Here is a 20,499-nt window from a genome sequence, read left to right as displayed (position 1 = left end):
CCGCCGGCAATGTCGGTCGCGGGCGGCTGCACGCGGGAGTACTCAAGGTCATTCGAAGTGGATGGAGGACTTCTCGATGCGGATGGTGGCCGTGGCGCCGGAGGCGAGCTGCATGGTCGGGGGCAGATTCGCGGCGACCTCGAGCGCGGTGACGCCGACGCCGATGCTGACGGTGTCGGGTTCCGGTACGGTCCAGAGAACGCCGTTGGGCTCGGTCTGCCACTGCGCGCGGGTGGCGAACAGACGCGCGGACACAGCGCTGAGTTCGTCGAAGAGCGCGACGCCGATCACCGGGACTACCGGTGCGGCGCCCGGCGTGGCCCGGGCCGCGGAGACCGCGTCGGTGCCCAGCTGCTCGACGTCGATGACGCCGACCTCCGTGGGATCGATGCGTCCTGTGTACGGGAGATAGAGGATTGCATCGCCGGTCTCGTTGTTCAGCGCGAGCTGGAACTGCTCCTCGCGGTAGCGGGAGTCGTTCACCGCTAGCAGCGGCTCCACTACGGACCTGGTGGTCTCGAACGCTTCGAGCATCACCGCGTTCGGCCTGGCCGGCGTCGTGGGCGACGCGGTGGCCTCGGGCGCGGCCACCGGGCCGCTGTCGGGGCGATCCCAGACCTGGACGACTCCCGCTCCTGCGAGCGCGATTGTCCCGGCGGCGAAGGCCGCACCCAACGTGCGCTTTCGCCAGCGCAGGCGGTGTCCTCGGTCAACCACCTCGGCGAGCATCGCGTCGTCGAAGTCGATGTCAGCCGTCGACTCCTTCAATGCGTCCGAAATCGCCCGTTCCTCTGCAGTGAGCATGAGGTCACCTCCCGCTCTCGATGTCGTACTCATCGACCTCGACGCTGCGCCGCAACGCCGCCAGCGCCCGGTGTGCCTGGCTGCGCACCGTGGACGCACTGCAGCCGAGGATCTCGGCGACCTCCGCATCTGGGAGGTCCAGGTAGTAGCGCAACACGATCACCGCCCGCTGCCGCGGCCCAAGCGTCAGCAACGCCCGCCGCAGGTCGGCCCGCGCGATCAGCGCTGCATCCAACGGTGGCCCCGCGGCCGGGTCGCTGCCGATCAGGACCTCACGCCGCGCCTTGAACCGCTGCAACCGACCTTCGAGCGACAAATGCCGGTTGACCAGGACCCGTTGTGCGTAGCAGTCGGGGTTCTCCATGTCGCGGATGCGCCGCCACTTCGCGAACACGCGCACCAGCGCGTCCTGAACGAGATCGTCTGAACCGCCCCGGGATGTCCGGAGACTTCATTAGTTGGAGGATGAGGTCATGGCGCGTCCCAGCAAGTACCCGCGTGAGCTTCGTGAGCGGGCGGTCCGGGCGGTAGCGGAGTCGATGGAGCAGGGGCAGTTCTCGAGTGAGTTCGAGGCGATCCGCACGATCGCGGGCAAGCTCGGGATCGGGTCGGCCGAGACGTTGCGTAAGTGGGTCCGTCAGGCCGAGGTCGATGGCGGTTCCCGGCCGGGCAGGACCACACAGGAGCTGGCGGAGATCCGGGAGCTCAAGCGCGAGGTGGCCGAGCTGCGCCGGGCGAACGAGATCCTCAAGAGTGCGTCGGCTTTCTTCGCGGCGGAGCTCGACCGCCCGTCCAGGTTCTGACGGCGTTCGTCGACGAACACCGTGAGGAGTTCGGGGTCGAGCCGATCTGCCGCGTGCTGTCCGAGCACGGGATCAAGATCGCCCCGTCCACCTACTACGAGGTCCGCAGCCGTGAGCCGTCGAAGCGGGCGCTGCGCGACACGCAGATCATCGAACTGATCGCCGCGGCGCGTGAGCAGCGGTTCGTCGCCCGGTTCGGTGCCCGCAAGATGTGGCTGCACCTGCGCCGAGCCGGCCATGACGTGGCTCGGTGCACGATCGAGCGGCTGATGACAGCAAACGGCTGGCAGGGCGCGCTGAGGGGCCAGCGAACGCGGACAACGATCCCTGACCCGAAGGACGCCCGAGCAGCCGATCTGGTCGATCGCGACTTCACCGCCACCTGCCCGAACCAGCTGTGGGTGGCCGACTTCACCTACGTCGCGACCTGGTCCGGCACCGTCTACGTCGCGTTCATCTTCGACGTGTTCTCCCGGATGATCGTCGGCTGGCGAGCAGCAACCAGCATGAGCACGCAACTCGTGCTCGACACCCTCGAACACGCCATCTGGTCACGCCGCCAGGCCGGCATCACCGACCTGTCCGGCCTGGTCCACCACACCGACGCCGGCTCCCAGTACACCTCGTTCGCCTTCACCACCCGGCTACTGCAGGCCGGCGTGGACGCATCGGTAGGTTCGGTGGGTGACGCCTACGACAACGCCATGGCCGAGTCCCAGATCGGCGCCTACAAGACTGAGCTGATCCGCCACGAGGGACCCTGGCGCGACGTCGAGCACGTCGAGTTCGAAACCCTCAACTGGGTCCACTGGTTCAACCAAGAGCGAACCCACGAATCCATCGACGACCTCACACCGATCGAAGTCGAAGCCGCACACTACGCTGCACGAAACCGTCTCATCCCGACCGGGTAGAGACACGATCCGAAGTGTCCGGACATCCCGGGGCGGTTCAGTCAGCGTCGTGGACGTTCCCGGTAAGCAGCAGAGCCGCACGCCGCAGTCGCGGTCCGATCACGCGCGCCCACGCGTCGAAACTCGGCGCCTCCACATCGCCCACCACACACCTCCCACCAAGTCAAACACCTGGCCCAGACTCGACGTTGCATGCGAGGCGGAACCAGCTTCTCGACACCAACCGCTGTGAGATCCTCGTCTGACCACGAACAGGGGCGGTGGTCGTGTGAGTGATCGGCCCATCCGAGACGGCGCGGACGGGCTGCGGCAGGTGCGAGACGAAGCCGTGCCGCATGAGGTCGACAGCGTGATCGACATCCTGACCGGCGACGCGGAGAACCTACGCCGCCTGGTCGAGCGTGCCACCCGGCGAACACCCGCCCAGGGCGCGGCAGCCGATCTTGACCCGATCGTGCGCGGGATGCTCGCCGACGTCCGCGGCCTGGGCGACGAACTCGGCTCGGTCCTGTCGGGGGCGATCGACGAGTTGGAGCACGTGATCCGCCCGGTCGACGGCGACGCTCCGCCCGTCTCGACGACCGTTCCGTCCCACGAGCAGCCGCCTCAGCGACTTCCCGTCATCCACATCTCGAGTACCAGTCGGACCGATGCTCGGATCCGGCGGAATCCGCCAGCCAACCACGTCATCGTCGTCGACGACCAGGCGGTCGTGTACACCACCGACGAACAGGGCCGGGTGGTCATCACAGAGGCGACATTAACCGGCTCTGCACCCGGGAAGCGGAACAAGTACGCACAGCGGACGCTGACGGGGAAGCTCGACGGCGACGATGCCGGCCACCTGATCGCCAGAATGCTCGGCGGCATCGGCGACAAGCTCAACCTCGTGCCGATGAGTCAGACGCTGAACCGGGAGGAGTTCGCGGCTCTGGAACGGCGCTGGGGCCGCGCCGTCCGCCGCGGCAAGACCGTCGACCTAAAGCTCAAGCTGGCCTTCGACGAGGATTCGCGGCGGCCGGTTTGGATTAGCGTCTACTACAAGATCGAGGGCGAGAAGAGCCGTAAGGTGACGCTCTACAACGACCCGCCGGAGGAGACATCGTGAGCATCCCCGATCAGCCGCTGGAGAAGGCGGTTGGAGAAGCCATGATCGCCGCGGACGAGGTGCCGGGTGGTTGGAACACGCTGACGCTGGACGTCACGGCCGCCGGCGACCTGATCGAGAGCAGCTTCGAGGCCACGATGCCCGACGGCAGCACGGAGGACCTCGAACCTCCGGACGACGCCAACCACGCCGCCCGGGCACTGCGTAAGGCCATGTACACGCCCGGCGAAGGTACCTGGTGGAACGCCACGTTCACCGTCGACGCCGCCAACCGCTCGGTGGTGAGAGCCGTCTACGACTACGACACCCCGCCCTTGGGCGGCATGGTCGATGACGACGATCCCAACGCCGGAGGCGACGCCGACGAGGCGCTGATGCTCAAGGACCACCGGCAGTTCCCGCGTGACGAGGCGCATCTGCCGGCCTGGCACCCGGCCCGCGCCGGAACGTCCGCCTGAGCTCAGCTTAGCGATCGATGCCCGGGTCTGGGCGGTCCGCGCCGTTCGTTGACTGGCCCATCGGCATGAACCGGGCACGCCGTGGGGGAGAGGCCTGGCTGAGGGCGGGGAATGCGGCCGAGGCCAGCCCGGTGTCGGAGAACGGCGACGTGCCGACGACCACGACCATCTCGGAGACGTCCTGCTTGTCTCGGGCCGGGTAGACGCCTGGCCCGAGGCGCAGGTGCGCCTCGGCGGCACGCCCTTCATAGAGCGGCAGGTCGAACGGGTCGTCGGGATGGGCGATCACGACCTCTGGGTTCGCCCGTTCGGCGACATCGTGAGCTACGGCGATGTCTTCGGCACGCCCGATATCGGCCGCGAGAATGTCGTGTGCCCGGCGCAGTACCTCGCGCGCGACCTCGACCGCCAGCAGGTCGGCCTCGGGTCCGTCGAGGTCGTTGGCTGTCTCCCGCTCAGCCGCCGCGACAGAGCCCGTCGCGGCCACAGTTGCGTGCAACTCCTCGACATTTCGGCGCGCGATCTCGATCAGCCAGTCGGGGTAGTCGCCGAGCATGCCGACCCCTGGCCCCTCTCCCTCGGCAGCCTTGGCCAGCGACCAGGCGATCGCCTGCAAGGCGTCCGCGCTCGTCACCTTCGTGCCGGGCGGCCCATACATCGGGCCGGACGCAGACCAGCCCCGGGTGTTGCCATCGACGGACTCGGCCGTCCACCGGAACCGGGTACGGGCGTCGCCCACAGGCAGCGTCTCCTCCCCGTCGTAGCGCACCCAGAGGTGCAGATCGCCCGTCACAGCATGGGATTCTCGTGCACCGATCAAGCCCATCGATACTCCTTCGACGCCGGCGTCCTTGCCACCACAGGTGGGTCGGCGCGGCCACCACCGGCGCTGCGTCGGCCAGGAGGCGTAGGTTGAGCCGGTGAACGTGGCCGAACTCCAAGCGCTGTTCGACGCCGAGCAGATCGACCCGGACAGCTACTCGCTGGACGGCGGAACGCCGACCGAGGCCTACGTTCTGGAGCAGATGCCGTCTGGCTGGGCGGTCTACTACGCCGAGCGAGGCCTGCGCACCGCTGAGATGGCGTTCGAGTCGGAGAGCGAGGCCTGCGACCAGCTCAGGACGCTGGTTCTGAGCGACCCGACGACTCGGCGCTTTCGCTGACTGCGGGGTTACGATCCTCGGTGCACTCCAACCGACGATTTGACCGAGGTATGGCCGCCGCGGTGATCGAGACGCAGCCGACGTCGGCGACCCGGCGGTGCGCGGCAGCCATTTCGCGGCTAGCCGGTCGCCGGGGACCTGTGCACGATCGTCACGAGCTCGATGGGAGCTCGTGGATGCCGTGCCCGCTGTCTATCGCTGTCCCCGGCCGCCGGCGTAATACACCCACCGTTTCGACGAGAGGAACACGACTGCCGTCATGGCGGCGATGCCGAGAAACAGTACCCAGGACAGTGCGCTCGCGTAGCCGAACCGGAACTGCTGGAACGCCGTGTTGAAGATGTTGAGCGAGAAGAAATACGTCCCGTAGTTCGGCCCGCCCGACGTGATCACATACGCCTGGGTGAAGATCTGCAGTGTTCCGATGATTCCGACCACGATCTGCAGGAGGAAGACGGGGGACATCATCGGTAGCGTCACCGCGCGTAGTGTGCGCCACCAGTTGGCTCCGTCGAGACGAGCGACCTCGTAGAGTTCCGTGGGGATGCCCTGCAGGCCGCCGAGGTAGATGATCACGCTCGCGCCCACGCCCCAGAGTTGCATGATGACCATGGCCGGGAGCACCCAGAACGGGTCGTTGAGCCAGGAGATGGGCGCGATGCCGAACAAGCCGATGATCCAGTTGAGTACGCCGAACTCGCGGTTGAAGACGAAGCCCCACAGCACGGCGACGGCGACTCCGGAGAGGACGGACGGCAGATAGTAGATCGTCCTGAAGACGCTGATGCCTCGCAACTTCTGGTTCATCAGCAGCGCCATGGCGAAGCCGATGACGATGCTGGCCGGGAGGTAGAGCAGTGCGAAGACGAGGGTGACGCGGGACGATTGCCAGAACAGCGGGTCGCGGAAGATCTCCCTGTAGTTCTGCAGGCCGACCCACTGTGGTGTCTGTACGCCGTTCCAGTCGGTGAAGCCCAGGTAGAGCGACACGATGATCGGCACCACAGCGAAGAGGATGAATCCTGTGAGCCAGGCCTGCGACCACAGGTACCCGGTCGCAGACTCGCGACGCTTCGCCGTCATGGAGGTCATACTCCAGGTCTCCTTTCGCTGTGGTGCCGACGTCTCACGCGTACCGCGCCGCGGCCTGGTTGACCTCTTCTTCGAGCGCTGCCAGTGCCTCGGGCACGGAGTCGCCGTTGGCGATGCCTGCTGTGCGGTTGTTCCAGGCGGTCTCGAACTCCGTCCAGAACTTGGGGTAGGCCTGGTTGAGGGCGTCGGTGTTCATCTGCTCGGCGAAGACTTCGATGTTCGCGGGCGGTAGCCCAGAACTCGTCGCCACGGACGTCCACTCCTCGGCCGAGGATTGCCGGCCTGGTATCGAACGGGTGGGCTCGGCGATGAGGGTGTTCAAAGCCTGCTCGCTGGACAGGTGCGTCATGAGAGCGAAGGCCGCCTCCTGGTTGGCGCTGGACGACATGGCCCACGCGCCACCGGCAGTTGCGACATCGCGCCGGCCGGTGGAGCCGGTGGGCATCCTGACGACGTCGAACTCGAACTTGTCGGCGACCACGCCGCGGATGTAGGGGACCGCGAAGGATCCGTTGACGGTCATGGCGACGAGGCCGGCGCCGAAGCTGTCGACGCCCTCCGGCGTCGCTCCCGGCGCGGGTGCTGCGCCGTTCTGCAGCTGTGCCTGGAAGAGTTCGAAGGTCTCGATGTTCTCCGGGGAGTTGACGACGCAGCTGGCCAGGTCGTCGCTGAACATGCGGCCGCCGTTCGACGCGAGGAACCCGATCCAGACCCAGCTGCTGAAGTAGTAGCTGGCACCCCAGCGGTCCTGCGTGCCGTTAGTGGTCCGCGCGAACTGGGCTGCGGTGTCCCAGAACTCGGTCCAGTCCCATTCGCCGGTGGGGAGCGGGATGCCCTCCTCCTCGAACATCGTCTTGTTGATGTAGATAGCGTTGTTCGAGAAGTCGTAGGGCAGGGCGAAGATCTCGCCGTCGAGCGACATCTGCTCGACTTGGGCGGGCCACAGGTCGGGCACGTCCACGGCCTCGGCGTTCTGGTCGGCGAGGTCCTGAATGGAGACCTGGAAGCCCTTCGCCGCGAGCGAAGCGACGTCGAAGGTGCGGACGTAGAACACGTCGGGGAGGGATCGCCCTACCGCCGATGTGTTGATCTTCGTGTAGTACTGGGTGGCGTCGCCGACGTTGAGCAGGTTGACCCTGATATCGGTGTTCGCCTGCGTGAACTCGTCGATGATGCCCTGGATCGCTGCTGCCTCCTCGTCGGAATGATTGGTCCAGATATCGAGGTTTCCCTTGGCCTTGGACGTGGTGGACGAGCAGCCCGGCAGCAGCGACAGCGCGCCGAGGCCGGCGATGGCGGTCGCGCCGCCGAGCAGAGTCCTTCTAGACATGATCGCGCCCACGCCATGGGGCAGCTTCGATGCGTTCATCCGCCTTACCTTTCGTCGCTGAATGGCTGGAGGAGTGCGGGTGGTCAGGATGGGGGAGCGGTCGAGTCGCGGACGACCAAGCCGCACCGGAACAAGGTCTCCTTCGACGACGGTGGCGTCTCCGCGGTCAGGCGCGCTTCCAGCAACCGGACCGCCTCGTGGCCCATCTCGGTCTTCGGCTGGCTGACGGTAGTGAGCGCGGGCACCGCGTGGCGCGCGAGGTCGATGTCGTCGAACCCCACGACGGACAGGTCACGAGGAACGTGCAGCCCTTGGCGGTACGCCGCCTCGTACACGCCCAGCGCCATCACGTCGTTGGTGGCGAAGATCGCCGTCGGCGGGCGGTCCAGGGACAGAAGCCGGGACGCGCCTTCGAGACCGCCCTCCCGCGTCAGCGGTCCTTCGACGATCAGTTCGGGATCGATGGCCGAGCTGGTCCGCGTGAGGGCATCGACGAAGGCCCTCCGCCGCCCCTTGCCCTGATCGGCCGCTCCGATGAAACCGATCCGCTCGTGACCCAGGTCGATGAGGTGGTCCATCGCCTGCATCGCGCCGTCGTAGGTGTCGGTGCTGACGCGGTCGCAGTTGGGGTGCATGACGCGCATGCCCACGAGCACGAGCGGGATGCCCTGTTCGGCCACCGACCGCAACAGCTCGTTCGCCGGCGCCGACTCAGGCAGTCCGACGACCAGCCCGTCGACCCCGTGGCCTCGGAGCGTCTCGATGCCCCTGCGTGCACGGCCGTCGTCGTGGTTCGTTCCGTAGGTGACGGCGCAGTAGTCGAGCTCGTCCGCGCGTTCCTGCACTGCCTTGGCGAGTTCGGAGCTGAACGGATTGCTCATGTCGGAGACGACGAAGCCGATGAGTCGCGACTTCTTGGTCGACAACGTGCGTGCTGCTCCGCTCGGCACGAACCCGAGCTCGGAGATGGCGCGTTCGATCTTGCGGCGGCTTGCTGCGCTCACGTAGCCCTCGTTGAGGAACCGCGACACCGTGCCGATCGACAGGCCGGCGGCGGCAGCCACATCGTAGATCGTCGCCATGAGTCCCCTTATCTGTAAGCGCTTACGTTCGATGCTAGATAGAACCGGACAGCGCTGGTCCATGTCAAGAGGCAGCCCTTGACGGTCGAGGAGAGCATGTGGGTAGATAGGTCCCGCCCGATGTGTAAGGGCTCACATACAAGTGGTTCCGGAAAGGGTGCGATGGTGCATTCGACAGGAACGAGGGTCGGTTCGACCCTCTGGTTCCAAGGCAAGGGCAAGGTCGCGCTTCGGACCGAGCCGATCCCCACGCCAGGGCCGGGAGAGGTCCGGGTCCGGGTGGCGATGTCCGTGCTCTGCGGAAGCGAGCTGGGCGGGCTGCACGCCGACGGTCCGATGCTCAACGCCGGCCACGAAGCCGTCGGCACGGTCGACGCGATCGGTGACGGCGTGGTCGCCGTCGCGGTCGGTGACAGGGTCGGCGTCAGCGCCGTTCAGGGCTGCGGCGCGTGTGACGCGTGCGCACGCCTCGAGTACACCTACTGCCCGGATCGTTCCGTCGTCATGGGCATGCACGCCGACTACATCATCAGCAAGGCTCTGGCGTGCTTCCGTCTCCCGGACGACATCACGTGGGAGCAGGGTGTGCTGCTCACGGGCGACGGACTCGGAGTGGCACACCATGTCGCGAAGCGAGTGGGAGCCACTGCCGAGGGGACGCGCGCTGCCGGCTCGTGTGTCGTCTTCGGCGTCGGGCCGGTGGGCCTGGGGAACGTCTTGATGCAGACCTACCTCGGGGCGAACGTCACCGCCGTCGACATCTCGGCGGACCGTTTGGAGCTTGCTCGACGACTCGGCGCGACAACGGTGGTGCAACTGTCGGCCGAAGACTCGCTCGCGCCCGCTGACGAACAGGCGAAGCGGATCGTCGCGGCGATCGGCGCCGCGCCGGACCTCGCGATCGAGTGCGCGGGCCGGCCGACTTCGCTCAAGGCAGCGCTTGCGACGGTTCGGCCGGGCGGCGTCGTGGTCTGCGTGGGCGAGCAGGGCTCGGTTCCGATCAGTCCGAGCGGCGAGCTGATCTCACGTGACGTCGCGCTACTGGGCTCGTGGTTCTACCACTTCGCCGAGATCGAGGACATGGTGTCGCAGCAGCGCGCCGGCATCGGTGTCGAGCGGCTGCTCACGCACACGTTCCCGCTGTCCCGCGCACAAGACGCCTACGACGTCTTCCAGTCCGCGGTGGCGGGGAAGGTCGCGCTCACCCGCGACGAACAGGAGGACATTCGATGAGCACTCGGGTAGCCGTGGTCGGGCTCGGCGGAATCGGGCAGATGCAGTCCGATGTCTTCGCCTCGGAGGCGGATTCGGAGCTGGTCGCCGCCGTCGACCGGAACGAGGCGAAGCGCGACGCCGTGGCCTCGCGCCTGGGCTGTCGTACCTACGCCTCGGTCGACGACATGCTCGCCAATGAGCAGGTCGACCTCGTCTCGGTGTGCACCGCGGGGTTCGAGCAGGGCGGCGCGCATCTCGAACCGACGATGAAGGCGCTCGCGGCGGGCGCGCACGTGCTGGTGGAGAAGCCGGTCTCCAACGACATCGCCGAGGCACGCACGATGGTCGACGAGGCGAAGCGGCAAGGTCTCGTGCTCGCGACCAACCTCAACCACCGGTTCGTCCACCCAGCACGACGGCTCAAGGAATGGATCGACGCCGGCGAGATCGGCGAGCCGCTACTGGTCGCGTTCAACCTCTGGGTGGCCAACCCGGTTGACGAGACGCCGTACTTCCAGCTTCGCGAACTGCACAGCCACTCCTTCGACATCCTGCGTCACTTCGCCGGTGAGATCGTCGAACTCCAGGCGTTCGTGACCAAGCCGACCTCCAGGTCGAGCACGTGGTCCAGTTGCTCGATCAACCTGCGGTTCGCCTCCGGCGCCGTGGGCAGCCTGCACGGCAGCTACGACATGACCACCTCTCACCCGTTCGAACGATTCGAGATCGCCGGCTCGAAAGGTCGCGCTGTGCTCGACAACGTGTACGAGCGGCTGACGCTCATGCGTCACGACTCCGAGGACACGACCGTCGTTCAGAACCCGATCCTGGGCGGAATCGACGGCTTCTACCACTCGCTCCGCTTCCGTATCCGGCAACTGCTCGACGAGATACGGACCGGCGCGCCCATTTCCGCATCCGGCGACGACGGCCTCCGGGCGCTGGAGCTCATCGAGAGCGCCATCGCGTCCATCCAGACAGGTGAGGTCGTCGCCTGCGCTCCCCAGACCTGACGGCAAGGAGGCAACACATGCGAATCCGAACATCGGTAGTGGCATCTGTCGCAGTCGCGCTCACCCTCGCGGCCAGCTCCGTCGCACCCGCAGCCACTCCTGGTCGCCCCGCTCAGAGCACCCCCGGCTACGGCATCCCCGCCACACCCCTGGTCCAAGGCATCCCCTTCGGCTACGGCGTAGCCCTCGGCCCTGACAACTCCGTCTACTACGCCGCGTTCAACGGTCGATACATCGGCAACGTGGACGCGACTGGCGAGGTGAGCGTCGCCGCGGACTACCTCGAGTGCGGCGTGCAGCGCATCGCGGTGTCGTCGCAGGGCGACATCTACTACACCGATGGCTGCTTCAACGTGAAGAAATACGACGTCGACACCAAAGAGGTGACGGTGCTGGCGACGCTCACCCAGGACACGCCGTCCGGCATCGCGATCGGCACGAACGGGAACGTGTTCTTCACGACCGAGAGCGGAACGCTGCGTGAGATCGTCAACGGCCAGGCGGTGACGCGGGTGAGCGGCCTGGCCATACCCCAGGGCCTGGCCGTCGACGCCGCCGGCAACTTCTACTTCGGCGAGTACGGGAACCCGAACTCCGCGGAGAGCCTTCCGGAGGAAGAGCGCGAGTCCGTCTCAGGTCGCGTTTCCCGGGTTTCTCAGTCGGATTGGACGCCAGTGGTGCTCGCGAGCGGCATGTGGCGCGTCCGCGGAGTGGCCGAAGCTGGCGGCAAGGTCTACGTCATCGAGGAGGGCAACTACGACGACCAAGGCAGCTCCGGGCAGCTGAGCGTCGTGCCCGCGACCGGCGGCGCGCGGACCGTGCTGCTGCGCGATCTCGACTACCCGGAAGGTGTCGCGGCGACGTCGTCGGGAGATGTCTACTTCACGTCCGAACGCGGCGGCGGCTTCCACGCAGGCTCCATGCTGTTCCGGTACTCACCCGCAGATTCCGTACGGTACGAGGCCACCAATCGCGGGGTGACCGCGCACTGTGACAAGCCCATCCGTTCCCTGCGCGTCGGCGAAGGCCGTGTGGAGATCCGGACCTCCGGCCCGGGATCGCAATGCTATGTTCAAATCCCCGCGGACCGAGTCGACTGGCAGGTCAACACCGACCTTCCGCTGCCGATGCCGGGCTCATGGACACCGCTGCCTCAAATCCTGACGACGGTGGGATCGCGAGACCACGCCGTGAACGCCTACGTGTGGATGGCGCGGGCACACGAGGCTCGTCGCTGGCCGCCGACGTTCAAGGCCGGCTTCGAAGTCATGGCACCTGGGTTCAGCGAGGTCCCCGAGGCCTTCATCGTGTCGGCCAACACGACCACGGAGAAGCTCCTCACCGTCCGCTACGTCGAGAAGTGACCGGGTGATCGGTCGTGAGTCACTCGCTGCATCCCCACGTGGCCCACGACGAGTCGTTGCCCCCCAGCGCGGGGGCAACGACCCCGGTCACCTCGCGGCATCGAGCCGTGCCCCGTCTGCGGGCCCTGCGGCTCCTGCGCAACCTCGTCAGCTATGCGGTGCTGGTCGCGGGTTCGGCCGCATTCCTGCTCCCGCTGCTCTGGATGGTCTCGACCAGCCTCAAGGAACCGGCACAGATCTACTCGTTTCCGATCGAGTGGATCCCGTCACCGATCGCGTGGGAGAACTACGTCAAGCTCTTCACCGACGCACCGTTCCTGCGCTACATCGGCAACACGATCTTCATCACAGTCGTGGGTGTCATCGGAAACCTGCTGGGCAGCTCGATCGCCGCGTACGCGTTCGCGCGGCTGCGGTTCCGCGGCAGGGACGTGATGTTCTACACGATGCTCGCGACGATGATGGTGCCGGGCTGGGCGACCTTGATCCCGTCATTCGTGATGTTCAGCTGGATCGGCTGGCTGGACTCCTACCTCCCGTTCCTCGTGCCGGCCTTCTTCGCGGTGCCCTTCAACACGTTCCTGTTGCGCCAGTTCTTCCTCTCGATCCCGGTCGAGATGGAGGAGTCGGCGCTCATCGACGGCGCGGGGCGCGTGCGGATATTCCTCGAGATCGTCGTGCCGCTGGCCAAACCGGCGCTCGTCATGTCGGCGATCTTCTCGTTCCTCGCGTACTGGAACGAGTTCCTGGGTCCGCTGGTCTACGTCCAGTCCCAGGACAAGTTCCCCTTGTCGGTCGGACTTCAGAACTTCGCGAGCGAACACACCCAGAACTACGGCCTCATGATGGCCGGTGCTCTCATCGCCCTTCTTCCCTGCGTCGTCCTGTTCCTCGCTGCACAGCGCTGGTTCATCCAGGGCGTTGTCGTCACTGGAGTGAAAGGTTAAGAATGCCCACAATCGACCTCGATGGCCCGGAGTTCTACGACAAGGTCTACGGCTGTTGGCTTGGTAAGGATGCCGGCGGCACTCTCGGCGGACCCCTCGAGACGCCGTACGGCCAAGAGGAGCCGTTCGACGTCTGGTGGTATCCGGAGCTGCAAGAGGGCGGCATGCCCAACGACGACCTGGAGATGCAGCTGGCCTGGTTGAAGGCTGCCGAGGAAGTCGGCCCGCCGCTCACGGCGCGCGACCTGTCGCGCTACTGGCTCGACCACATCGGCTACAACATGGACGAGTACGGAATGTCGAAGACGAACCTTCGGCTGGGGCTGGAGCCGCCTGTCAGCGGCGCGTACAACAACTGGTTCGTCGACTGCATGGGTTGCCCGATCCGCTCGGAGATCTGGGCGTGCATCACGCCGGGCGCGCCGCGCGTGGGCGTCCGATACGCGTACGCCGACGCGATCTGTGACCACGCCGGCGGCGAGTCGGTCAACGGTGAGCTGTTCAACACCGCCCTGGAATGCGCCGCGTTCGTGATCTCCGATCGCCGCAAGCTGGTCGACATCGGACTGTCGTACATCGACCCGGACAGCGCGACCGCTCGTGCCATCTACGCCGTGCTCAAGTCGGTAGACGCCGGCCTGGACTGGAAGGCCGCCCGCAAAGCCGTGCTCACGGCGACCCCCCACTACAACGCGCAGTACTCGCCCATCAACCTCGGATTCCAGGTGATCGGCCTCCTCTACGGCACCGACTTCGGCGATGGGATCTGCAAGACCGTCAACTGTGGATACGACACGGACTCATCCGGCGCATCCATCGGGAGCTACCTCGGCATCCTCGCCGGTCGCACAGGGCTCCCGCAGAAGTGGATCGAGCCGCTCAGCTCGATCATCGCCACGAACGAGTCATGGGGCGGTGTGCGGCACCTCTCCGACGGCTCTAACCCCGCCCCGAACAACCTCCACGACCTCACCGTGAGGATCCGCGACACCGCGAAGCGCTTCCTGAGAGCCGCAGGGCTGCTCGGTGAGGATGGGCGCCTGCACGTCGAGGAGGCCGACCTCTACGCTGACGAGGCATCGAAGCGGCTCTGGCGACGCAGCGCCAGCATCGTGCCTTTCGCCGGGGTCGACGTCGACGTCGACGTCGACTATGGGCCGTCGCCTGAGATCGTCGCCGACGGGTCCGCCGAGTTCGTGACCGTGCTCCGCAACAAGCGCGCCGACGACCTCGTCGGCCAAGTCGACCTGCTCGTGCCGTCCAGCTGGGACATCGCGAAGTCACGCGAGGTTCGCATTCCGGCAGGTGAGAGTTCCGAACTCAGGTGGAACCTCCCCGTGCCGCGGCGGGGTCTGGTGCGCAACGCCAACGACCTCCTGGTCAAGGTCACACCGCAACGTCAGCCGCGCCTGCCCGCCGTGCCCGTCGTCCTCGTCGGTCGCCACGCGTACCGCATCACCTCGGTTCCACGTTCAGCCGGAGCCGACGACCAGGCGATGCTGGACACCCGCCACGATCCCGAGAACGCCGATGGAGCGCGGACGGACGCCGGGTCCCGGCCCGGCGAATGGAGCGAGCTCTACGGCATCGGCAACGCCATCGACCTGTGCGGGACGGACGGAACGGACGGGGCGCACTATCTACAGGCGTTCTTCGAGAGCCCGTACGAAGTGGACGTGCACCTCTCGATCGAGGCCAACGTACCCGCCAAGTTCTGGTTCAACGACGTCGAGTACACCACGGCCAATCGGTACCACCCCATCCGCCCGAACTACGGAGGCCGGCAGGACTCCTCCGCCGTCCTGACCGTGCGCGAAGGATGGAACGAACTGCTCATCAAGCTCGTCCGAACGAACGAAGCCCCACCGACCGAGTGCCACGTCACCTATTGCAGTACCGACCGCTTTCAGAACGGCCAGCCCCAGATCGGACGAACACGGTTCCCCTGGGACAAGTGACACCAGGCTCGCCCGGCGGCGATCCCGCGCAGCCAGGGATCGCCGCCCGGGAGTGGAACGGCCTGACAAGGCCCGCGAATCGTCATCGGCATTCCGGCCACATCCGAAGCTCTCTGTAGCAAGGTGTGAGGCGCGGCTCGAAGCCGGATCAAGAGTCGGGCATACCCAGGTCACTCGAGCGCGCGGCCTCGCGCGCGTGGCGCGTAGCTCGCGCCGGTTGCCGTGCGATGGGCCCAGGGCGGACTCCTGCTGCTCGGTTGCTGCTGAGTCGTTAAGAAGGTCCATGATGCAGCGCGAGCTTTCTCGCTGGTCATCGGAAGTCTCGACTGCGTCCGGTGGTGGCGACGGTGAGTGGGGTGAGGCGGGCGGCGAGGAGGTTGGTGGCGCCGTCGGAGCGTTCGAGGGTGCCGTCGATGAGCAGGGCGTTGGTGTTGAGCGCGATGCGTCGTTGTTTCTCCCAGATTGTGGCGGGGCAGATGATGTTGATCATGCCGGTTTCGTCTTCGAGGTTGATGAAGACGACGCCGCTGGCGGTGGGTGGGCGTTGGCGGTGGGTGACGAGCCCGGCGACGCGGACGCGTTGGCCGGGGCGGAGGGTGGGGAGGTGGCCGGCGGGGGTGGCGCCGGCGGCGGTGAGGTGGTCGCGGATGTGTTGGATGGGGTGGCTGTCGGGGGAGATGCCGGTGGCCCAGAGGTCGGCGAAGGTCTGCTCGACGGCGGTCATGGCCGGGAGTGGCGGTGGGGTGATGTCGCTGGGGGTGGTGCGGGGTAGCTGGCCGGGGCGGATGTGGGCGATGGCGCCGATCTTCCAGAGGGCGGCGCGGCGGTCGAGGCTGAAGCAGCCGAATGCGCCGGCGGTGGCGAGGGCGTCGAGGGCGGGTTCGGGGACTTCGGCGCGGCGGACGAGGTCGGCGATGTCGGTGTAGGGGCGCCCGTTGGCGATGCGTTCGGCGAGGTCGTCGCCGAGGTTGCGCACGCTGGTGAGGCCGAGCCGGATGGCCGGCTGGTCGCCGGTGGGGGCGTGTGGGTGGCCGGGGGTGACGGGGACGTGGTCCTCGAGGGTGGCGTAGGCGGTGCTGGCGTTGATGTCGACGCCGCGGATGGTGAGGCCGTGGCGGCGGGCGTCGTCGACCAGTGATTGGGGTGAGTAGAACCCCATGGGTTGGTTGTTCAGCAAGGACACGGTGAACGCGGCGGGGTGGTGGCGTTTGAGCCAGGCGCTGGCGTAGACGAGGTAGGCGAAGCTGTAGGCGTGGGATTCGGGGAACCCGTAGCTCGCGAAGCCGAAGAGTTTGCCGTAGAGGTCTTCGGCGACCGGTTCGGGGATGCCGTGGGCGGCGAGCCCGGACATGAGTCGGTCCCGTAGCGCGGCGATGCGTTCCTCGGATCGTTTGGAGCCCATGGCTTGGCGGAGCTGGTCGGCCTCGGCCGGGGTGAAGCCGGCGCAGTCCATGGCCAGTTGCATCATCTGTTCCTGGAACAGCGGCACTCCCAGCGTTCTTGCCAGGGCTTTCTCGAAGGAGGGGTGGGGGTAGGTGATGGGTTCGCGGTCGGTGCGGCGGCGCAGGTAGGGGTGGACGGAGCCGCCTTGGATGGGTCCGGGGCGGATGAGGGCGATCTCGACGACGAGGTCGTAGAAGGTCCGCGGCCGTAGCCGGGGGAGGGTGGCCATCTGGGCGCGGGACTCGATCTGGAAGGTGCCGACGGTGTCGGCGTCGCAGATCATGTCGTAGACGGCGGGGTCGCCGGCGGGGACGGTGTGCAGGGCCAGGTCGATGCCGTGGTGGGCGCGGAGCAGGTCGAACGATTCGCGTAGTGCGGAGAGCATGCCGAGGCCGAGCAGGTCGAACTTGACCAGCCCGGCGGCAGCGCAGTCGTCCTTGTCCCACTGCAGCACCGACCGGCCGGGCATGGTGGCCCACTCGACGGGGACGACCTCGCCGACCGGGCGGTCGCACAGGACCATGCCGCCGGAATGGATGGACAGGTGCCGGGGGAGTCGCAGCAGCTGCTCGACGAGGTGGGTGACCTGGTCGGGGACGCCGGCGTCGTCGGGGACGGCGGTTTCGAAGTAGCCGACGTGTTTGGTCCAGCCGTCGACCTGGCCGGGACTGTAGCCGAGCGCGCGGGCCACGTCGCGCAGCGCCATCTTGGGCCGGTAGGTGTTGACGTTGGCGACCTGGGCGGCGCGCTGGCGGGTGTATTTGGCGTAGACGTGCTGGATGACCTCCTCGCGGCGGGCGTTCTCGATGTCGAGGTCGATGTCGGGCGGGCCGGTGCGGGCGTCGGTGAGGAACCGCTCGAAAAGCAGCCCGTGCGCGACGGGGTCGACGGCGGTGATGCCGAGGGCGTAGCAGACCGCACTGTTGGCGGCCGAGCCGCGGCCCTGGCACAAGATGCCCTCGCGTGCGCAGAACTGGGTGATCTCGTGGACGATGAGGAAGTAGCCGGGGAAGTTCAGCTGCTCGATCACCTGCAGCTCGTGCTCGATCTGCGCGTACGCGCGCTCGGTGTCCGGGCCGGGTGGGCCGTAGCGGGCGGCGGCGCCGGTGGCGACCTGGTGGCGCAGCCAGGAGGCGTCGGTGTGCCCGCCCGGGACCTCCCGGTCGGGCAGCTCCGGGCGGATGAGACTCAGGTCGAAGGCGCACGTCCGCCCGAGGTCGACGGTGGTCTCCAGCACGCCGGGGTAGCGGGCCAGCCGGGCCCGCATCTCCTCACCGGAGCGCAGGAACGCCCCACCGGCGACCGGGAGCCACCCGTTGAGCTCGGCCAGGCTCGTGGTGGCCCGGGCCGCGGCCAGCACCTGCGCCAGCCGGTGGCCGGTCGGGGTGGCGTAGTGGACGTTGTTCGTCGCCACCACCCCGACCCCGACGTCGTTCGCGAGTTCGACCAGGGCGTCGTTGCGGTCGTCGTCGAGCGGCTGGTCGTGGTCGATCAGCTCGACGAACACGTTCTCGCGGCCGAACATCTCGACCAGGCGGCGCAGCTCGGCCGCGGCGGCGGCCGGGCCGCCGGCGGCGGCCGGGCCGCCGGCGGCGAATGCGGCCGGGACGAGGCCCTTGCGGCAGCCGGTGAGGATCGCCCACCGGCCGTCGTGCGCGGCCGCGAGCTCGTCGAGGTCGTAGACGGGGCGGCCCTTGCCGCCGCGCAGCTGCGCCGCCGAGATCGCCGCCGACAGGCGCCGGTAGCCGTCAGGGTCGCGGGCCAGCACCAGCAGGTGCCTGCCCTCGGGGTCCGGGATGCCGTTCTGCCGCCGGGTCAGCTCCAGGCTCAGCTCGGCGCCGAACACGGTGGCGATGCCGGCGTCGCGGGCGGCCTCGGCGAACTTCACCACCCCGTACATGCCGTCGTGGTCGGTGATCGCCAACGTCTCGACACCCTGGAACACAGCCTCGGCCACCAGCGCCTCGGGCTCCGATGTCCCGTCCAGGAATGAGTACGCCGAGTGGCAGTGCAGCTCGGCCCACGGCACCGCCGGCGGCGTGCGCGGAGGCTCCGGTGGCGGTGGTTCGGGTCGTGGGCGGGGCGGCAGTTTCGCGCCGTCGCTGCGCCAGCCGCTGCCCCACGTCAGTGCCCGCTCGAACTCGCTCCACGCGATGTCAGGCCGAGGGTTCCAGCCCACCCCGGACCACCCCACCGCACATGACGTCACACCACAAGCGATCATCGAACATATGTTCTATCGTAGCGCCATGGTCGACCCCGAGCAGCCACCGCACGTCCAGCGATGGCGCGACGTCCTGAACCGCCACGTCCCGGACGACCCCGCCAGCTACCCCGACCGGCCCCGCCCGCGGCGCGTCCGAGTCCGCGTCGTCTGGACCGACCACGACGGCGCCGTCAGCGAGGCCTGGCTGTCCGGCACCCTGACCCGCTGGGGCGGCACTCACCGCTACGTCCAACTCGACGATACCGCCGGCCGCCTCCCCGGACGAGGCGTCTGGGTCAAACCCGACGACGTCTACCAATCCGAACCGATCAACCCGACCGACACCTAGCCTCACGGAGAGGTGAGGCGAATCCGTGCGCCTCACGCGAAACGAGCGTCGGGGAGGCGCTTGCCCCCCGAGCCTCCGACCGCTACCGGCAGCGGACGCTCACAGAAGCAAGCGTCCAGTGCCTGGGCATGGCGCGATCTGTAGCCTGGCTAGGTCAGATTCATGGGCGAGGGGGCAACGTGCTTACGAACCGATCGATTCTCGTCACTGGCGCTGGCTGGACCACCGGATACAAGCGGCGGCCATATGCTGAGCTTTCCATTGTGCTCGCAACTGCTGCAGGGCATCATGCCCGCCGTTCGGTGCGCAACAGAGACGCGACGGAATGGTTTGATCTTCTTGACGTAGCGTTCAGCAGCGGCACGGCGGTCGAGCTTGCTGCGAAGGCCTGCATTGCGACGGTCGAGCCCGCGTTGATTGCCGATGGGGCCAAAGATAAGACCGGCAGGTCGCTCTTGGCAATAACAGGAAACCGACGGCACGCACAGTCTGTTCCCGAGGATGCGGTCAGGACTATTGATGCGAGTGCCGCGATAGTGATGTTAGCTCGACTCTTCCCCGACCGTGGAATCGCGACTGAGAAACTTAACCGGGTTCTTGCAGCTAGAAACGCCGCTGCCCATATGGGCATCGTTGACGGTCGAGAGCAACTCGATCACGTCATCGCGATGGCAAAATTCCTGGACAATGTGTCGGACGTGATCGGCGGGCGCGTCGCGATCTGGGGTGATTGTCTTCCGGCTGTGGATGCGCTGATTGCTCAGAACTTCAGCGAGGTGGCTGCCGTGGTCGCTGCGAAGATTGTTCGCGCCAAGGAGATGTATGCGGGGCGTATTGAGCAGCTAGGTCCGACAGAGAAATGGAGCCAGGTTGTCGAGGTGGCTGTGCAGCAACGACGCGAAGCGCCAAGGACTGCATGTCCCGCCTGTCAGAATTCTGGTGTGATCGAACTCGGCAAAGATGGCGAGTTTGAGTATTCCGAGCAGGGTGAGCCAATCGCTCTCGTGGACGAATTCTGGCTCGTGCTGGGCTTCGAATGCCCGTTTTGCACTCTCGAATTGGTGTTGGATGAGCTTAGCCACGTAGGTATTTCAACAGACCCCGGGGATTATCTCGCGAATATTTAAGCCATGCCTGAACTCGTTCGATCGGCGTTCATTCGAGGACTGAGGCGGCCATGGGTCAGGCACAGATGTGCGCGGAGATGCCGGGCGCCGGTGCCGAGGGCGAACGTCGCATCATGCGGATGG

17 protein-coding genes, 1 pseudogene and 1 other annotated feature are annotated in these 20,499 nt (G+C 67.0%); of the genes and pseudogenes, 11 read left to right on the top strand and 7 right to left on the bottom strand.

Annotation, left to right across the window (positions count from 1 at the left end):
- Positions 1-48: 48 nt before the first annotated feature.
- Both BLV02_RS17470 and BLV02_RS17465 read right to left on the bottom strand, forming a co-directional pair.
- Entirely contained in the window at positions 49-804 is a 756-nt protein-coding gene (locus tag BLV02_RS17470) for a hypothetical protein (RefSeq protein ID WP_074946409.1), read from the bottom strand.
- A 4-nt stretch (positions 805-808) separates the two neighbouring features.
- Positions 809-1,216, bottom strand: a pseudogene (locus tag BLV02_RS17465) (sigma-70 family RNA polymerase sigma factor); the annotation flags it as partial.
- Between the two features lie 61 nt (positions 1,217-1,277).
- Here BLV02_RS17465 and BLV02_RS17455 point away from each other — a divergent pair.
- From BLV02_RS17455 to BLV02_RS17445, 3 genes are all read left to right on the top strand, one after another.
- A protein-coding gene (locus BLV02_RS17455; protein ID WP_141711913.1) for an IS3 family transposase occupies positions 1,278-2,521 on the top strand; the annotation gives its coding sequence in 2 pieces (ribosomal slippage) (positions 1,278-1,566 and positions 1,566-2,521; 1,245 coding nt in all).
- Positions 1,565-1,693: a sequence feature (AL1L pseudoknot), on the top strand. It overlaps the preceding gene by 129 nt.
- A 349-nt stretch (positions 2,522-2,870) precedes the next feature.
- Positions 2,871-3,629, top strand: a complete 759-nt coding sequence (locus tag BLV02_RS17450; protein WP_141711867.1) for a DNA/RNA non-specific endonuclease — start codon at positions 2,871-2,873, stop codon at positions 3,627-3,629.
- Positions 3,626-4,087 carry a hypothetical protein gene (locus tag BLV02_RS17445; RefSeq protein ID WP_069114847.1) on the top strand — a complete coding sequence of 154 codons (462 nt, stop codon included), beginning with the start codon at positions 3,626-3,628 and terminating at the stop codon, positions 4,085-4,087. The genes BLV02_RS17450 and BLV02_RS17445 overlap by 4 nt, the downstream gene beginning before the upstream one ends.
- A gap of 7 nt (positions 4,088-4,094) precedes the next feature.
- Here BLV02_RS17445 and BLV02_RS17440 read toward each other — a convergent pair whose 3' ends face one another.
- Positions 4,095-4,913, bottom strand: a complete 819-nt coding sequence (locus BLV02_RS17440) for a hypothetical protein (RefSeq protein WP_141711866.1) — start codon at positions 4,911-4,913, stop codon at positions 4,095-4,097.
- Positions 4,914-5,007: 94 nt separating this feature from the next.
- On the opposite strand from BLV02_RS17440, the gene BLV02_RS17435 reads away from it, so the two are divergent.
- A complete protein-coding gene (locus tag BLV02_RS17435) occupies positions 5,008-5,250 on the top strand; it encodes a hypothetical protein (RefSeq protein WP_069114845.1) in 243 nt (80 codons plus the stop codon).
- Positions 5,251-5,442: 192 nt separating this feature from the next.
- Here BLV02_RS17435 and BLV02_RS17430 read toward each other — a convergent pair whose 3' ends face one another.
- From BLV02_RS17430 to BLV02_RS17420, 3 genes are read right to left on the bottom strand one after another with little or no spacing between them, the layout of a single operon-like run.
- Positions 5,443-6,342, bottom strand: a complete 900-nt coding sequence (locus BLV02_RS17430; RefSeq protein WP_083289199.1) for a carbohydrate ABC transporter permease — start codon at positions 6,340-6,342, stop codon at positions 5,443-5,445.
- Positions 6,343-6,376: 34 nt separating this feature from the next.
- Positions 6,377-7,711, bottom strand: a complete 1,335-nt coding sequence (locus BLV02_RS17425) for an ABC transporter substrate-binding protein (RefSeq protein WP_083289198.1) — start codon at positions 7,709-7,711, stop codon at positions 6,377-6,379.
- Positions 7,712-7,755: 44 nt separating this feature from the next.
- Positions 7,756-8,754, bottom strand: coding sequence for a LacI family DNA-binding transcriptional regulator (locus BLV02_RS17420; RefSeq protein ID WP_069114843.1), 999 nt, complete (start codon positions 8,752-8,754; stop codon positions 7,756-7,758).
- A gap of 96 nt (positions 8,755-8,850) precedes the next feature.
- Between BLV02_RS17420 and BLV02_RS17415 the strand changes: the two genes are divergently transcribed.
- Genes BLV02_RS17415 through BLV02_RS17395 form a run of 5 tightly spaced genes read left to right on the top strand, consistent with a single transcriptional unit; the run spans position 8,851 to position 15,251 of the window.
- Positions 8,851-9,987, top strand: coding sequence for a zinc-binding dehydrogenase (locus BLV02_RS17415; protein WP_083289196.1), 1,137 nt, complete (start codon positions 8,851-8,853; stop codon positions 9,985-9,987).
- Positions 9,988-10,001: 14 nt separating this feature from the next.
- On the top strand, positions 10,002-10,982 hold the full coding sequence (locus tag BLV02_RS17410; RefSeq protein WP_176986525.1) for a Gfo/Idh/MocA family protein: 981 nt from the start codon (positions 10,002-10,004) through the stop codon (positions 10,980-10,982).
- A gap of 17 nt (positions 10,983-10,999) precedes the next feature.
- Positions 11,000-12,346, top strand: a complete 1,347-nt coding sequence (locus BLV02_RS17405; protein WP_141711865.1) for a Vgb family protein — start codon at positions 11,000-11,002, stop codon at positions 12,344-12,346.
- Between the two features lie 38 nt (positions 12,347-12,384).
- Positions 12,385-13,293, top strand: coding sequence for a carbohydrate ABC transporter permease (locus tag BLV02_RS17400; protein WP_216094577.1), 909 nt, complete (start codon positions 12,385-12,387; stop codon positions 13,291-13,293).
- 2 nt (positions 13,294-13,295) lie between these two features.
- Positions 13,296-15,251: an ADP-ribosylglycohydrolase family protein gene (locus BLV02_RS17395; RefSeq protein ID WP_069114838.1), complete on the top strand. Its 1,956-nt coding sequence runs from the start codon at positions 13,296-13,298 to the stop codon at positions 15,249-15,251.
- A gap of 310 nt (positions 15,252-15,561) precedes the next feature.
- Here the strand turns inward: BLV02_RS17395 and BLV02_RS17390 are convergent, their stop codons facing one another.
- Positions 15,562-18,873: an error-prone DNA polymerase gene (locus tag BLV02_RS17390; RefSeq protein WP_074946407.1), complete on the bottom strand. Its 3,312-nt coding sequence runs from the start codon at positions 18,871-18,873 to the stop codon at positions 15,562-15,564.
- A gap of 52 nt (positions 18,874-18,925) precedes the next feature.
- On the opposite strand from BLV02_RS17390, the gene BLV02_RS36565 reads away from it, so the two are divergent.
- On the top strand, positions 18,926-19,249 hold the full coding sequence (locus BLV02_RS36565; RefSeq protein ID WP_171906893.1) for a hypothetical protein: 324 nt from the start codon (positions 18,926-18,928) through the stop codon (positions 19,247-19,249).
- Positions 19,250-19,428: 179 nt separating this feature from the next.
- A complete protein-coding gene (locus BLV02_RS35715; protein ID WP_171906892.1) occupies positions 19,429-20,376 on the top strand; it encodes a hypothetical protein in 948 nt (315 codons plus the stop codon).
- Positions 20,377-20,499 lie beyond the last annotated feature (123 nt).

The organism is Jiangella alba (genome assembly GCF_900106035.1).
GTDB lineage: Bacteria > Actinomycetota > Actinomycetes > Jiangellales > Jiangellaceae > Jiangella > Jiangella alba.
Note: the sequence above shows the minus strand (reverse complement) of the source record. Positions and strands in the feature narration are given on the sequence as shown.

Excerpts from the sequence above, each read along its gene's own strand:
- BLV02_RS17415 (WP_083289196.1), top strand. The coding sequence starts at position 8,851 with ATGTGGGTAGATAGGTCCCGCCCGATGTGTAAGGGCTCACATACAAGT.
- BLV02_RS17395 (WP_069114838.1), top strand. The coding sequence starts at position 13,296 with ATGCCCACAATCGACCTCGATGGCCCGGAGTTCTACGACAAGGTCTAC.
- BLV02_RS17440 (WP_141711866.1), bottom strand. The coding sequence starts at position 4,913 with ATGGGCTTGATCGGTGCACGAGAATCCCATGCTGTGACGGGCGATCTG.
- BLV02_RS17420 (WP_069114843.1), bottom strand. The coding sequence starts at position 8,754 with ATGGCGACGATCTACGATGTGGCTGCCGCCGCCGGCCTGTCGATCGGC.
- BLV02_RS36565 (WP_171906893.1), top strand. The coding sequence starts at position 18,926 with ATGTTCTATCGTAGCGCCATGGTCGACCCCGAGCAGCCACCGCACGTC.
- BLV02_RS17430 (WP_083289199.1), bottom strand. The coding sequence starts at position 6,342 with ATGACCTCCATGACGGCGAAGCGTCGCGAGTCTGCGACCGGGTACCTG.
- BLV02_RS17405 (WP_141711865.1), top strand. The coding sequence starts at position 11,000 with ATGCGAATCCGAACATCGGTAGTGGCATCTGTCGCAGTCGCGCTCACC.
- BLV02_RS17425 (WP_083289198.1), bottom strand. The coding sequence starts at position 7,711 with ATGAACGCATCGAAGCTGCCCCATGGCGTGGGCGCGATCATGTCTAGA.
- BLV02_RS17470 (WP_074946409.1), bottom strand. The coding sequence starts at position 804 with ATGCTCACTGCAGAGGAACGGGCGATTTCGGACGCATTGAAGGAGTCG.